Origin of the sequence: Oceanobacillus neutriphilus, from assembly GCF_014645515.1 — a bacterium.
GTDB lineage: Bacteria > Bacillota > Bacilli > Bacillales > Amphibacillaceae > Oceanobacillus > Oceanobacillus neutriphilus.
The window spans coordinates 139453-153024 of record NZ_BMLW01000005.1 but is presented as its reverse complement, the minus strand read 5'-3'; the positions used below and the strand labels follow the sequence as shown (position 1 = coordinate 153024).

The window sequence follows — 13572 nt, the reverse complement described above, 5'->3', positions numbered from 1 at the left end:
AGGGAAAGCTACAAACTAGTGATAAAAGTAACTAAGTGAAGGAGTTATACAAATTCTTTCAATTGAATGAATTTCATAATTGCTCTTTTTAAAAAATAAAAAAAGTGTAAAAATCAGATTATCCGTATAAACACTGGATTTACAAATGTTATTCAAATATTAGTTAACCCATCTTACCACTAATTTACTACGTTTGGATGAGTCTTGATACGACGAAATATCCTAGAAAAGGGAAGAACAATAAAAGATAATTTTAATTTTGGCAGCTGCCATCGTTAGCCTATGGGCTTATCCAAAATTACCAGTTCGTTTAGAATCATATAGTGATGTAGATTGGGTATCTCAAAAAGGAGTGATTGTGGTTATTATTCCAACCCTTATGTTATTTATTTTTTGCATGTTTCAATTGGCTTCTTTAGTCGGACGCAAGTATTTAGATGTACAACGATTAAAAAGTGTCTTAAATGTATTACTTATATTTATAATATTTCTTTTGTTAGCATTGCATACTTTTATGTTGTTAATGCCATTAGATTTAGATGTTTCTTTAGATGTAACGAGTTTTGTCGCTATTGTATTGGGTATTTATTTCATTATCTTAGGAAATTATTTTCCACGTATTCAGCGGAGTAAGATTCAAAAAGAAGCCCCACATGATAAAGAAAAACCAAAAGAAGTTATTTTTCAGCATTAAAAATGAAATTATTAGGTTTAAACTTCTTATCAGAACTATATTTGCTCGGTATAGGAACAAGTAGTGAAAACTCACGTTTGCAAAAGGAAATGGGCTCTTTCGTATCTCGTATTCTTATTTTTGGCGGGATAGCTATTGGATTAACTGCTTTTCTTCCAGATATTTATTCGATTGTTGGAATGATAATCATTGTGCTGGTTTTAGCTATAATTTCATTTATTGTGGTTACTCGCTTAAAGAAAAATATAATATAATTAATTAAGATGTTAATGAGAGGCTTGTAATTCAAATGAAGATATGTAGTTCATTTAATGAAATTCAGGAGGTATATGATGAATTCCATAATATAAGAAGTGCAAGCTGTTGATTGGCGTATCGTTTTACCCATGATTATTCCATTTATTGTAGTGAGTATGGTTCTTGAACTAATTGCATTTAATGATATGTATAGACAGCGAGAATAACGGGAGAATAAAATAATTAGGATTATCATTATGTTTTCACATAAAAGGACCAGTATTATATTTAACGCTTGACAGAAAGGTTGGTTGATAACAAATGGAATTAGTGATGAAAAGTATTAAAAAAAGGTTTAAGAAAAAGGATGTCATTCATGATTTTTCTTTCGACATTCGTGCAGGAGAGTGTATAGGTTTAATTGGTCCCAAGGTAGAGCGGTATGGCATCATTTCATAAAGTGAGCAACCCACTATATTTTGGTGAAAGTGAATAAAATATTTGACAATTCATTTTATGTGATATATAATTTTGAATGAATAAAAAATAAATTCATTCACAAATAAGAGGTGCAATAGATGGAACAGTTGGATAAACGACAACGTCTTTTTGAATCTGCTCGTAACCTGTTTTTGGAGCAAGGATTTAAAAAGACAAACGTAGCTGCAATTACAGAACGCGCTGAAGTAGCGGTTGGTACATTTTATAAATATTTTGCATCTAAGGAACAAATTTTTTTTGAAGTGTATCAGGCTGAAAATGAAAGGGCGAAACGTTTGATTGTCTCGCAAATTAATCTTGATCAATCTCCCAAGGAGGTGATTAATCAATTTCTAAAATCCATGATTCAAACAAGTGAAGAGAATCCAATTTTATCTGAATGGTATCGGAATACGGAAATCAGCCAGATCATTATGGAACATATTCAAGAGCCTGATATTTGGCAGAATAGTTATGTGTACAGTTTTCTAATCGAGAACATTAAGCGTTGGAGAGAAACTGGTCAATTTCGAAAGGATATTGAACTGGACACCATTATTGCATTGTTTAATGCATTGGTCGTCGTCGACAACCGTAAAGAAGATATTGGAAGTCAGCATTATCCGCAAGTGTTGGAACTATTGGCTGAAATGATTGTTGATGGTTTAAGCACGGAAACATAAACACCACTTTATTTAGTGGTGTACTTTTACTATAAATGAATGAATTATAAAAATATTCATTCACTAAAGGAGGAAAAATAATGAGTAATCAATCTGAAAAAATAACTCAACAGAAAGGTGGTCGTACAATGGGTTTACAAATTCTAGGCTGGTCTTTTGTGGTTATAGGTGTTGTTATTATACTTTGGGGGCTCTTTGAGTTTCCGATGAACCAATGGTTAGGACTTGATTTTCTAAGTTTTGCAGCGAGTGGAATGGTGGCGATTGCTATTGGATTGGCTATATGCAAAGCAGCTGCCTTTCTAATTATAGCAGCTATTCTTGTTACAGCCTTGCTGTTGATCCTCTATATTTGGCAAGCAGCAATGGGGATGGGAATGTCTATTATCAGTTATGTAGTTACGGCTGCTCTTGTAACATGGTTAATCAGTCTTGTTCTTAAATGATGAAGGCTAATAGAAGTATAAAAAATGAGGTGAGGGATTTGTTAAGAAACAAACCATCCATATCTTCTGCAGAATTGGTTATTGAAGCCACAGACCTTGTGGAAAAATTCAGAAAAATATGTATCGTGGATAATGTGAATCTAAGGATTCCAAAGGGAACCATATACGGCTTCCTTGTTCCTAAGCACCTGTAAACTTTGGTGCTGCCCCTTATTCTCAATATTCGTTAAATATCGTGGGTCAATCTCTATCATTGTTCCTACTTGTTCTCGGGTTAAACCTTGTTTTATACGGGCTTCTTTTATCGCAAGTCCGAACGGTCTAAAGTCATATTTATCCTCTTTTTTCCGCATAATAAACCATCTCTATACATTTTACTGTTCCTATTAAATGAGAAACAGGAATAGAAAAATGTACTATGTGGTTAATAAATTCATATTATGAATGTTATTTAAAGAAAAGTTACTTATAGATTATAATTAAAAACCGTTATCTGATAGTATCCTTTTCATGAGTTAAAATGTTCTTTTCTTTTTCAGATGACGGTTTAAATGAAAAACTTAATCCCAGCTATGCTGGGGGAGAATTGAGTAAGCAGTAGTGATACACCGAACAAAAAAAGCCTCCTATGCTAGACTGATAATGGTGTCGCAAGCCAATATCAGTCTAGCATAGGAGGCGGTAATATTAATAGTTCAAGCTTATCACATACAAAATGGAAATGCCAATATCACATTGTATTTATCCCGAAGTACAGGAGAAAGATAATGTACGGTCAAGTAAGAAATGATGTGAGAGAAATATTAAAAAAATATGTGCGTATAAAAATATCGAAATCGTAGCAGGAGCAGTATGTTCAGATCATGTTCATTTGTGTGTAGGTACCCCACCAAAACAAAGTGTATCTGAATTTGTAGGCTACTTAAAAGGAAAAAGCGCTTTGATGATATTTGATAAACATCCACAGTTTGGAAGTAAGTGGGCAAGAGGATATTATGTTTCGACAGTAGGAAATATCACAGAAGAAGCAATTAAAGAATATATCCAAGAGCAACAAGAGGAAGATAAAAAGACAGAACAAAGATAAAAGAAACCTCTTTTAGAGGTACGCTGGTAAGAGTGCTTGCAATACCCGCCTTTAAGGCGTAGCAGGTAAAATGCTCTTATAGGGCTGTTGTCAAACCACCATTTCAAATGGTGGTTGCTGACTTATCCCTTAATAAAACATCTTTTTCATGAAATAAAAATTTATTAAGAATTACTTTCTTTTTACAAGTTTTAAAGTATTTCTTATTATGATGAAATTCAAGCTGAAAATGACAAAAGGCAGAATAACATGGAAAGAAGCAAGGAATCCATGAGCAGTGTAATATTGTAGATTAGCAACAGCAAATAAAATGAGTGCGTACCAAGTAAGACTTTTTGGCATTTTTCCTAATAGCCCTACAATAAACATAGCAAGATAAATATATTTAAATAATGAAAAGGCTTTGTGGATATTCCAATACGTATAATCCTGAAACAAAGCAATCCCTGCAAAATATACTTGAATCAAGATACAAAGAAATGCTAAGCAAGCTAATCCTAAGTACAGGTTTTGACAGATATTTTTCATAATAACAATCCTTCCTTTTAATCGAGTAAAGTTTGCTTTAATTTGTTGCCCCATAGTTCGGTTTGGTCCAAAAAAGACAGATGATGACCTGGGAATACAATAAAAGGGCATTTTAGATTTTTTGCTATGATTGGTGAAGTAACACCGTAATATTTCTTTTTTTTCATTGTTCTTTTTCCTGATGCTAAATAGATATCGACATTATGGTCCATGATTTTTTTGTAATCAGGTACGTATCGGGAAAGTCCTAATAACTCTATGAAAATCAACTGCTCGTTATTTTTATATTGAGTCATTCTTTCCTGGAAATCTTTAGGTATATGTTTAAATACACTAAAGGGTAGCGATAACGAGAAATTAAACCAGTTACTAGCGAGATTGCTGCCATACCGTAAGCCTATATTGTAAGTTTTTGTCATAAGGCGAAGATACTTTTTTCTATTTTGTAAAACATTTACGACGGGAGGTTCATGAATAATTACTTTTTTAATAATCTCCGGCATACGTACAGCTGTTTCTAAAGCTATAATGGCCCCAGCACTGTTACCTACAATGCAGGCACGTTCATAGCCGTTCGCATGCAGTACGGCTTTAATATCCGCAACGTGATCTTGAATGTTAAAATTATTTGCTTGCGGTCTTGTGCTTCTTGAATAACCACGCCGATCATAAGTGATTACAGTGAATGAATCCTTTAAATAATTTGCCAATTTAGTAAAAAAGCCAGCGTCGCCTCCACCGCCAGATACACATATTAATGGTTCACCATGACCTCTTGTCTCGTAATACAACTCTACTCCATTATTTTCAGCAAAACCTTGAATAACTTCAGATTCTGTCATACTTTCACTCCTAAATATAATCTTCCAAATCTAATTCCTTTAATTTTTTTGCGATTTTTTTGTAGATTTTCTCCAAAATAGGTTTTAACATTTCTTTCTCTTCTGGTGATAAATCAGCAAAATAGTGTATATCTCTTTCTAGTCTTTTTTCATGCATATTCATATGCTGTTTGTGAATTTCATATCCTTTGGCAGCAAGCCTGTAATAAATTTCTTTCTTATTAGACTCCATTTGATATTTCTCTATACAATTGTTTTGTATTAGTTTTTTTGTGATTTTACTGATTGCTCCTCGTGTCAAATTCATCTTTTCAGCTAATTTTGATACATTCATTGGCTCTTTAGAAAGCTCAATCAATTCTATTACACGAACTTCTGAATACGTATTTTCTTGCATGAACGGGTAATTCATCTCAATCGTTTTATTTATAATAGTATGACGTTCTATAACACGATCAAAAATAAAGCTTAAATCTTTATCAGAATGCAATGATATCTCTCCTTTTAGTCATATTGTTTCCTTGGTAAACAATAATACTATAGATTGTTTCCTGATTCAACAAAAAATGTTATAATAATAAAAATCATTTTTTATGGTAAAGCAATAGTTATTTTGACATTTAATACGTTTGCAGACAGCCATTGCTTTCTTGTGTCCAACCAATCAAAAATAGGAGGGAAAGGAAAATGGAACAACAATTTAAAGTCAAAGACACTGTTGAAATTGGTAAGGAATTAGTTCATCAGGATGGAAGAACGGTTACTTTTTTGGAAGAAGGGCAAGATGAGGATGGAGAATATATTACATTGAAGCACCAAATGACACAGCAAGGAACAGTCAATGGACCGCACTCTCATCCGAAGCTGAAAGAAACGTTTAAAATTCTGGAAGGAAATATGCGTTTTGTAGTAGACGGTCAAGAATTAATGCTTGTGGAAGGCGAAGAAATTACGGTTTATCCCAATCAAGTTCATCAATTTTGGAATGTAAGCCAAGGAAATCTTGTGGTCATTCACGAAATTCGACCCCCAGGACTGCATTGGAAAATGTTCGTCCTGATGCACAAATTGGAGAGTGAAGGGAAGTTAACTAAAAAAGGGATCCCGCGTAATCCGCTTTGGCTTGGAGTAGCTTGGGAATGTATTGACGGTTATCTTGAGGGTCCGCCACGATTTATCCAGAAATATATACTTGGAGGATTAGCTAAAACAGCTGGAAGACTGGGTTATAAAATATGAAGAAATATTATTATTAATAAGTATAGTTACACTAGCGTTGCATAAATATAATAAGAATATTCAGTAAATTATTTTATAGTAATTTTCGCCAAAAAATCAACGACCTAATAAAGGTGATACTGTCCATTTGGGAAATATATACATTTATACCAATATTCCTGTGATTCCCTGTTCCCTTCTCTTTATCAAGGGACGGTTTTCTTTTCAAAACGACGCAGCCATAGATAAGCTGGTTTCCATAAAGCTGCCTTGAACCAGCGAACGATACGAAGTAATTTCTTTTCGCTCTGTGTTTCTAATTGAATGAGTACATGTAAGCAATAGGTGATAAGTGCCAGATAGATTTGGTTTTGTAAAGCTGTTTCACTCATTCCATAAAAATGCTTGATTTTGACGTGCTGTTTCAACCATTTGAAAAAAAGTTCAATCGCCCAGCGTGACCGATAAATGTTGCTTATTTCCTCCGGTTCTAAATCAAACCGATTGGTGATTAATTGTAATAGATTTCCTTTCGTATCGGTTACTTCGAGGAGACGAAACACATTTTCACAACGCTTTTGTGTGGATCCGATATAAACCATTTGATCGGATAACACGTTGGATTTTGGAGGAACGGAAAAAGTGTGAACTTCTCGTGTGACCGAATTTTTCTTGAGTCTGGATACGAAAAAGTAACCATCGTCTGTCATTCGGTCAAAACGTTCATAATCCATATAGCCACGATCAAAGACGTACACGGCTTCCTTATCATCCACCAGTACTTCCTAGTTGATTACGGTCATGTTCCTTCGCTGGTGTTATCATAGCTTTTTCTGGATATACCGTATCCTTGTTCATAAAAACCAAACGCAAGTGTAACTTGACTCCTGCTTTGGTTTTACGGAATTTTGCCCACTTATAACGGGTCAGGTTGAGAGGCAATGTACTGGAATCAATAATCTTTAAAGGAAGTCCTTTCACAGCTTTGTTTTCATAGCTTTTGATCTGGTAAACCAAATCTAAAAATAGCGTCGCTAAGATAGAAGGATTGATTTCATTATTTTTGCGTGAAAGCTGGGAAGCACTAATGCTTTCGATTCCACTCGCTTTCTGGAAATCAGCATCCAAAAGCGCATCACTTAGAGCTTGGAGTCCTTCTGTTTCATGTACCTGAGCATAAAGCATCAACTTCAAATAGGCTTCTGTCGTCAGTTTTTTTGTATAGGTATCTTGTTGATGAATCGTTACTTGTTCAGAAAGTTTTTTAAATTTATTGGTGCAAACCATTTACCAAATGCATTTTTTCGTGTATGCTTGTCCATAAGTGTTTCCTTTATATTGGATTTGGACAGAAATTCACCTGACCAATTCATTATAAAGGATTTTTTTATGGCTTAAAACAGTAAAAATCGAAAATTGGGATTATTTTGTATTATTAGACATGATTAATGCAACGCTAGTGATATATTTTCAATTAATAAAAGAGTTCAACCGGAAAGCCGTTAAGTCATATTAACGCTGTTCTAATATTTTTGCTGCCTCCAAAGCTGTCGGAATTTCAATAACGTTCTTTTCAGCGAATTCATGAGCCTGTGGATCACCACTTGCTTTTATTTCTTGAGCTGCCATTTCAAAATTGTAGGATGTATAGCGAAATTCAATTCCTTTTGGGCTCAGTAAAAGCCAATATGCACCTGGTTTATCAGCAAAAGGCATTCCTACGCTGCCGGCATTATAAATATGTGTATTTTCTAAACTTCTTTCAAATAGCATATGCGTATGCCCGCAGATGACAAACCTTTGCTGGATATCTGAAAAAAGATGATTAAGTCGTTCAGGTGGAGTGAGAGGTGTAAATATTTCTTCATCACTTCTTGGTGTAGCATGACAAAAAAGAACATCACCTAATCCATCAACAGGAATAGAAATGGATGCTGGTAATTCAGATAGAAAATCCCTTTGATATTGAGTTAACTGCTCAGCCACCCATTTCGTTTTTTCTCTCCCTTTTTCTGACATAGCGAAGGGGAGTTCTTTACCATCAAAAGCCATGACGACCTCTCTGTCCCCATTTCCACGTATGAAATCCACTTTACCATCTAATGACAAAAGTCGTTCCAAGGTTTCTCCTGGCATCGGTCCGGAAACAATATCTCCTCCAATAATAATAGTATCCGGATTGATCTCTTCAAGTTCTTCTAATACTGCATTCAACGCTGGTAAATTACCATGAATATCATAAATTGCTGCAATGACCATTTTCAAACCTCCATTTCAGTATGTTTATTTCAATAATATATACGAAAAATTCAAATGAAAAGATATGGGTTAGCGGAAATTCTTAGAAAGCGAAATTTCGATTTTGAATTTATCCCAATGATATTTGTTTTCTCTACTTTTTATTAACACTGTTGTACAGAGCATCTTTTACAAAGTTTATCAAATTGTAATGTTTTTTATGGAATGTTTATTAATTCAAATGCAGCAGTTTATTTTTTCTACTTATACTTGAAGATACACGTAAAATGGCTGGTTACCTGCTGTTACTTTTTTTGATTACAGGGCGATTTTGTTAAAACACAATAGGAGTCTTTATTCCTTCCTTGCATTAGCAATCAGGCATACCCCAGTCCAATGTTCTTTTGCAGCATCGCAAACAACTCCGGCATAATAAAGATTATTCAAAACTAGCAGGTCTGATTTTCTTATCACCATAAAGCCAGCGGAGCGCACGGATAAAATGAGGACTAAAGAAATATACATCATGTGTGCCTTCCGGATGAGTTTCAAATAATAAATTTGAATCTGAGAAACCTTCCTTTTTTAGCTCACCATATGCTTTTTTCGTATAATCCACCATATGCTTTTGGGCACTCTCTCGATAAATCCCCTCTATTTCACCAACATATAGATACATCTGATGGTTCTCCCGATTGATAACTGGTTTTTGATAGCTTTTTCCCTGACGGACGACTTCTTCCCCTTGCAAGTATTGTATGAAGCCATCATACCAGAACGAGGCAGATAAAATAATATAGTCATGAAATATCTTTGGATAATAATAGGACGCAAAGATAGATACAAGACCTCCAAATGAGCAGCCAGCAATTGCAGTATGGTCAGGTGAAGCGTTTGTTGCATAATTCATATCAATAAATGGTTTGATTTCATGAACAAGCACATGTAAATATTCTTTTGCCTGCCCACCTAAATTGGGCTGATTTGGTAAAAGGGAAGAGGTTACCCATGGTGTGTAATCATTGTTTCGGTCAATCGGCACAACACCGACAAGGATCATCGGTTCAATTTGTTCGGTAATAATAAGATGATCAATATAATTCATTGCTTGTGTCGCTGCATTTCCGCCATCATGCATATAAATGGTGCGATATGTTTTTTCGGAATCATAACCTGTGGGTAAGACGACAGTCACTTGATAATCATGAATTTTTTCAGATTTAATTTGCATTAATTGAATTCCTCCATTGTTTCAATTTTAAATTTCATCTTGATAATGATAGACTTCCTCTTGTATAATTGAAATTAATAATCATTCTCAATTAGGATTATAATATACTAAAAGGAAAAAATAAAGAAAGGAATGAGATAAATCATGGAATAATCGAGTTCCAATGATTTCTAGGGACAATAGTATGAATAAAATAAATGTTTATATTGTATTAATTGGTTTAACGGTTTTACTATTATTCACTGTCATATTAGGAATTAGTGTAGGTACATTGAAAATACCGATAAGTCAGACCTATGCCATTTTCATGGAAAAAATATTGAATTTGGAACCGTCAAACGAAACTTATTCTGGGGTATTTTGGACAATTCGAATGCCAAGAGTTCTTATGGGCTTAATTATTGGAGCAGGGTTATCTCTTTGCGGAATAATTATGCAAGCAGTTGTTCAAAACCCCTTAGCAGAACCATTTTTATTAGGAATCTCAGCAGGCGGATATTTAGGTGCAACCATTTTTATTATTTTAGGAAGCGGAGTACTGGGAGCATTCAGCGGGCTTGGTCTTGCTTTTACTGCATTTATAGGTGCACTGAGCGCAGCTGTTTCAGTTCTTTTTCTTGCCTCTTATAAAAGTAGTATTACAACAACGAAGCTTATTTTATCAGGGACAATTATTAACGCACTATTTACTGCGATTGCGAATTTCGTCATTGTATTTTCTGGTACAGATAATACAATATCTCGAGTTACATATTGGACAATGGGTTCGCTGTCCTCAGCAAAGTGGGACAATCTGCTCTTACCAACGATTGCAGTTTGTGCAGCTACAATCTATTTTCTAACGCAGTATCGCACTTTAAATGCCATGTTGCAGGGAGAAGAAACAGCAATTACATTAGGAGTTCGTTTAAATTTCTATCGGAAACTGTACATTATGCTGGTTGCACTCCTAACCGGCATTTTAGTCGCAGCTTGCGGAATCATTGGCTTCGTTGGGTTGATTATCCCTCACATTGCCAGAGCTTTGGCAGGACCTGATCATCGCAGATTAATTCCTGTTGCCGTTTTAATAGGCAGTACGTTTTTAGTAGCTGTTGATATTTTAGCTCGTACAATGATTGAAAATATTGAACTGCCAATTGGTATTTTCACTGCAATTGTTGGTGCGCCATTTTTTGCGTTTATTATGATTCAAAAAAATTATCAATTTAGAGATTAATGGGGAGTATAGTGATGAACTTAACAGTTGAAAATGTAGATATATTTTTAGGTGCAAAGAAAATTGTGAAAGGAATCGATTTGCATGTAGCCAATCACTCATTTGCTGCTTTACTAGGTCCAAATGGGAGTGGCAAATCTACGTTACTAAAGTCTATTTACCGAGTTTTAGAACCCCGGAGCGGGACCATTTATTTAGATGATTTAAAAATGAAGAATATTCCGGTCAAAGAAATTGCACAACATATCTCGGTTGTCTCTCAATTTCAAAGTAATAGTTTCGATTTCACAGTGAAAGAAATTGTTTTAATGGGGAGAACACCGCATTTACGAGCTTTGGAGAGGGAAAGTTCTGCTGATTATCAATTAGTGGATGAAGCTTTGCATAAGACAGGCTTATATGAGTTAAAAGATCGTTCCATTTCTAAGCTTTCAGGTGGAGAGAAGCAGAGAGTTGTACTTGCACGGGCAATTGTTCAGAGCCCTACATTAATGATTTTAGACGAGCCCAGTAATCATTTAGATATTAAATATCAGCTGGAAATTCTCCATATCATCAAAAAATTAGGTATCAATGCTTTGGCAGCACTACATGATATTTCTTTAGCTGCTCAATTTTGTGATTATATTTATTTTATCAAAGAGGGAGAAATCAAACACCATGGTAAACCTAAGGAGGTGATCACAAAGGAAATTTTGAAAGAAATTTATGAAGTAGAATGTGAAGTTTATGAGGATTCACGAACAAACAATATATCGATAAGCTATTACTCAATTTAAATAAGGGAGAAGAAAAAAATGAATAAGCGATTAATACGTTTTATGACAGCTATATTTACTGTATTTGTTTTGTTAACAGCTTGCAGCGCAGAGGAAGAAAGAGAAGAAGGGGATGCAGAAGAAGCTTCTACTGCTGAAGAGAAAGTAAATGATGAAAATGAAACAGTATATCCTTTAGAAATTGAAGTGACAGATGCGAAGGGAAATACATATACGCAAACATTTGAACAGGCTCCAGAGCGTATCATCACAAATAATTTATCCTCTATTGAGGTTTTGTTAGAGCTTGGCTTAAAGGATAAAATTGTTGGAACGACCCAACCGGATAATGAGGTAACAGGAGAGTTTGCAGATGATGTAAATGATATCCCTGTAATTGGTGACAAGATGACTGTATCAAAGGAAACTGTTGCAGAGTATACACCTGAAATTGTTGTCGGTCGAGAGATGTCATTTAACGATGAATCCATGGGATCTGTTTCGACCTTAAATGATTTAGGGATTCAAACATATATCCAAACAGCGAGTAATATGACGTCTAATCCGCCATTAACCGCTGTTATTGACGATGTATTAACATTAGGACAAATCTTTGATGTGAATGAACGAGCTGAAGAGTATGCAAAAGAATTAGAGGAACGTTATCAAGCAGTTATAGATCAAGCCGAGAAAAATAAAGATGAGGAAGAATTGACCTTAATGCCAATCGTTGCTTACGATTCATCAAACTCCTCTTTTGCAATCTTTAATATTTCTGGAGGACTGCAAGGAGACTTATTGAACCAATTAAATGTAGTGCCCGCTATCGAGGGGAGCAGCGCAGATCCATCTTTAGAGACAATTATTAGTACGAATCCTGATATTATTGTTTATGTAGAAGCAGACCGAAATGCAGAATTAGATGCAAATGCTGTAGAAAGTATTATGAATGAACCATTACTCCAAGAGGTAAATGCCGTTAAAGAAAACAGAGTATATACAACGACATATGATGACTTTATGGACTATGGCCCTCGTATTTTTAATACATTTGAGATGCTGGGAGACAATCTTTATGGAAACTAATCTGCAATAATAATTTTATAGATCCTTACATTAAGTTAGTCGGAATAACGCTTGTTAAATACGATGTAAATAGATGCTAATATTTTCAGACGTTCAAAGAAAAGGAACCTTTATTTCCTCTTGCTACACGATTTATTTAAAAAGTATAATTAAAAAAATCGAAAGGATAATCTTACTATTATTCGCTAAAAATGGTACCCTTCAAGTCGAAGTGTACCATTGATTTTTTATGGGATACTTTATAGAGTCTTATAAACTACAAGTGCCGTTGCTGAACTACCAATTTTTTAATTGTAAGTTATTTGGAACATAACTATGGAATTCGATTAGATCATATAGTGTTGAAAGAAAAAGTTATTGAGTGCAGCATTCTTGTTCAATTAAAAACTAATAGATTATATACCATCCTCTGTATTGCTACTATTAAAATGTATAGGTTGAAATGGAAATACTACCATCGAATGTACTGAAACTAACAAACTATTTAACATCAAATTTTATCTTCATAAAGCGTGTGTAACATGGCTTCCACATCTTCAGTTATAGTAAACCCGGGTTAAGGAGAATATCATCTTTTCTCAGTTTTTTAGGTGCTCATCCTCAGTCTGGAAGGTATTTTGAAGGTAAAAAGGAAATGAAAACTTCTCCTCTTTCCTATATAACAAAGAGAATCATAAAAATCTATGGAATGTAAGTGTAGAGCTGTTACAACTTCAAAAAAAGATGAATCGATTTTACTTTAGAGGCTGCTTACGATTTCAATGCGTTTTTCTTCTCGTTCTGAAAAATCAGATTTCTGTGTTATCATACTAGATAATTTTGAAA

At 34.5% G+C, this 13572-nt stretch carries 14 protein-coding genes and 3 pseudogenes; 10 read left to right on the top strand and 7 right to left on the bottom strand.

Annotated elements, in window-relative coordinates:
• The first annotated feature begins 259 nt into the window (after nucleotides 1-259).
• The 5 genes from IEX29_RS09775 to IEX29_RS09755 all read left to right on the top strand — a co-directional run bounded on the left by IEX29_RS09775 (nucleotide 260) and on the right by IEX29_RS09755 (nucleotide 2540).
• Entirely contained in the window at nucleotides 260-694 is a 435-nt protein-coding gene (locus IEX29_RS09775; protein WP_188734269.1) for an SdpI family protein, read from the top strand.
• 2 nt (nucleotides 695-696) lie between these two features.
• Nucleotides 697-948, top strand: coding sequence for a hypothetical protein (locus tag IEX29_RS09770; protein ID WP_188734268.1), 252 nt, complete (start codon nucleotides 697-699; stop codon nucleotides 946-948).
• Between the two features lie 316 nt (nucleotides 949-1264).
• Entirely contained in the window at nucleotides 1265-1390 is a 126-nt protein-coding gene (locus tag IEX29_RS26990) for a hypothetical protein (protein ID WP_268239036.1), read from the top strand.
• A gap of 119 nt (nucleotides 1391-1509) precedes the next feature.
• Complete coding sequence (locus tag IEX29_RS09760) at nucleotides 1510-2094, top strand: TetR/AcrR family transcriptional regulator (protein ID WP_188734266.1); 585 nt, start codon at nucleotides 1510-1512, stop codon at nucleotides 2092-2094.
• A gap of 128 nt (nucleotides 2095-2222) precedes the next feature.
• Nucleotides 2223-2540 carry a hypothetical protein gene (locus tag IEX29_RS09755; protein WP_188734265.1) on the top strand — a complete coding sequence of 106 codons (318 nt, stop codon included), beginning with the start codon at nucleotides 2223-2225 and terminating at the stop codon, nucleotides 2538-2540.
• 182 nt (nucleotides 2541-2722) lie between these two features.
• Here IEX29_RS09755 and IEX29_RS09750 read toward each other — a convergent pair.
• Nucleotides 2723-2893 (bottom strand): annotated as a pseudogene (locus IEX29_RS09750) (helix-turn-helix domain-containing protein); the annotation flags it as partial.
• A gap of 333 nt (nucleotides 2894-3226) precedes the next feature.
• Between IEX29_RS09750 and tnpA the strand changes: the two are divergent.
• Nucleotides 3227-3627 (top strand): annotated as a pseudogene (tnpA, locus tag IEX29_RS09745) (IS200/IS605 family transposase).
• A 171-nt stretch (nucleotides 3628-3798) separates the two neighbouring features.
• Here tnpA and IEX29_RS09740 read toward each other — a convergent pair.
• The 3 genes from IEX29_RS09740 to IEX29_RS09730 are packed head-to-tail and all read right to left on the bottom strand — an operon-like array spanning nucleotide 3799 to nucleotide 5487.
• Nucleotides 3799-4155 (bottom strand): DUF6220 domain-containing protein, encoded by a 357-nt coding sequence (locus IEX29_RS09740; RefSeq protein ID WP_188734264.1) that lies wholly within the window; start codon nucleotides 4153-4155, stop codon nucleotides 3799-3801.
• Between the two features lie 17 nt (nucleotides 4156-4172).
• On the bottom strand, nucleotides 4173-4997 hold the full coding sequence (locus IEX29_RS09735) for an alpha/beta fold hydrolase (RefSeq protein WP_188734263.1): 825 nt from the start codon (nucleotides 4995-4997) through the stop codon (nucleotides 4173-4175).
• Nucleotides 4998-5007: 10 nt separating this feature from the next.
• Nucleotides 5008-5487 (bottom strand): MarR family transcriptional regulator, encoded by a 480-nt coding sequence (locus tag IEX29_RS09730; RefSeq protein WP_188734262.1) that lies wholly within the window; start codon nucleotides 5485-5487, stop codon nucleotides 5008-5010.
• 197 nt (nucleotides 5488-5684) lie between these two features.
• Between IEX29_RS09730 and IEX29_RS09725 the strand changes: the two genes are divergently transcribed.
• Entirely contained in the window at nucleotides 5685-6236 is a 552-nt protein-coding gene (locus IEX29_RS09725) for a cupin domain-containing protein (RefSeq protein WP_188734261.1), read from the top strand.
• Nucleotides 6237-6421: 185 nt separating this feature from the next.
• Here the strand turns inward: IEX29_RS09725 and IEX29_RS09720 are convergent.
• The 3 genes and pseudogenes from IEX29_RS09720 to IEX29_RS09710 form a co-directional block, all read right to left on the bottom strand.
• A pseudogene (locus IEX29_RS09720) lies at nucleotides 6422-7537 on the bottom strand (IS4 family transposase).
• Nucleotides 7538-7727: 190 nt separating this feature from the next.
• Entirely contained in the window at nucleotides 7728-8474 is a 747-nt protein-coding gene (locus IEX29_RS09715) for a metallophosphoesterase family protein (protein WP_188734260.1), read from the bottom strand.
• Nucleotides 8475-8892: 418 nt separating this feature from the next.
• Nucleotides 8893-9684, bottom strand: a complete 792-nt coding sequence (locus tag IEX29_RS09710) for an alpha/beta hydrolase (protein WP_188734259.1) — start codon at nucleotides 9682-9684, stop codon at nucleotides 8893-8895.
• Between the two features lie 184 nt (nucleotides 9685-9868).
• Between IEX29_RS09710 and IEX29_RS09705 the strand changes: the two genes are divergently transcribed.
• Genes IEX29_RS09705 through IEX29_RS09695 form a run of 3 tightly spaced genes read left to right on the top strand, consistent with a single transcriptional unit; the run spans nucleotide 9869 to nucleotide 12747 of the window.
• Nucleotides 9869-10903 carry a FecCD family ABC transporter permease gene (locus IEX29_RS09705; protein ID WP_204799041.1) on the top strand — a complete coding sequence of 345 codons (1035 nt, stop codon included), beginning with the start codon at nucleotides 9869-9871 and terminating at the stop codon, nucleotides 10901-10903.
• Nucleotides 10904-10917: 14 nt separating this feature from the next.
• Nucleotides 10918-11682 carry an ABC transporter ATP-binding protein gene (locus IEX29_RS09700; protein ID WP_188734258.1) on the top strand — a complete coding sequence of 255 codons (765 nt, stop codon included), beginning with the start codon at nucleotides 10918-10920 and terminating at the stop codon, nucleotides 11680-11682.
• An 18-nt stretch (nucleotides 11683-11700) separates the two neighbouring features.
• Nucleotides 11701-12747, top strand: a complete 1047-nt coding sequence (locus tag IEX29_RS09695) for an ABC transporter substrate-binding protein (RefSeq protein ID WP_188734257.1) — start codon at nucleotides 11701-11703, stop codon at nucleotides 12745-12747.
• Nucleotides 12748-13572 lie beyond the last annotated feature (825 nt).

Bases quoted from the DNA above. Each gene is read 5' to 3' on its own strand.
- IEX29_RS09770 (WP_188734268.1), top strand. From the start codon at position 697: ATGAAATTATTAGGTTTAAACTTCTTATCAGAACTATATTTGCTCGGT.
- IEX29_RS26990 (WP_268239036.1), top strand. From the start codon at position 1,265: ATGAAAAGTATTAAAAAAAGGTTTAAGAAAAAGGATGTCATTCATGAT.
- IEX29_RS09760 (WP_188734266.1), top strand. From the start codon at position 1,510: ATGGAACAGTTGGATAAACGACAACGTCTTTTTGAATCTGCTCGTAAC.
- IEX29_RS09755 (WP_188734265.1), top strand. From the start codon at position 2,223: ATGGGTTTACAAATTCTAGGCTGGTCTTTTGTGGTTATAGGTGTTGTT.
- IEX29_RS09740 (WP_188734264.1), bottom strand. From the start codon at position 4,155: ATGAAAAATATCTGTCAAAACCTGTACTTAGGATTAGCTTGCTTAGCA.
- IEX29_RS09735 (WP_188734263.1), bottom strand. From the start codon at position 4,997: ATGACAGAATCTGAAGTTATTCAAGGTTTTGCTGAAAATAATGGAGTA.
- IEX29_RS09725 (WP_188734261.1), top strand. From the start codon at position 5,685: ATGGAACAACAATTTAAAGTCAAAGACACTGTTGAAATTGGTAAGGAA.
- IEX29_RS09715 (WP_188734260.1), bottom strand. From the start codon at position 8,474: ATGGTCATTGCAGCAATTTATGATATTCATGGTAATTTACCAGCGTTG.
- IEX29_RS09710 (WP_188734259.1), bottom strand. From the start codon at position 9,684: ATGCAAATTAAATCTGAAAAAATTCATGATTATCAAGTGACTGTCGTC.
- IEX29_RS09705 (WP_204799041.1), top strand. From the start codon at position 9,869: ATGAATAAAATAAATGTTTATATTGTATTAATTGGTTTAACGGTTTTA.
- IEX29_RS09700 (WP_188734258.1), top strand. From the start codon at position 10,918: ATGAACTTAACAGTTGAAAATGTAGATATATTTTTAGGTGCAAAGAAA.
- IEX29_RS09695 (WP_188734257.1), top strand. From the start codon at position 11,701: ATGAATAAGCGATTAATACGTTTTATGACAGCTATATTTACTGTATTT.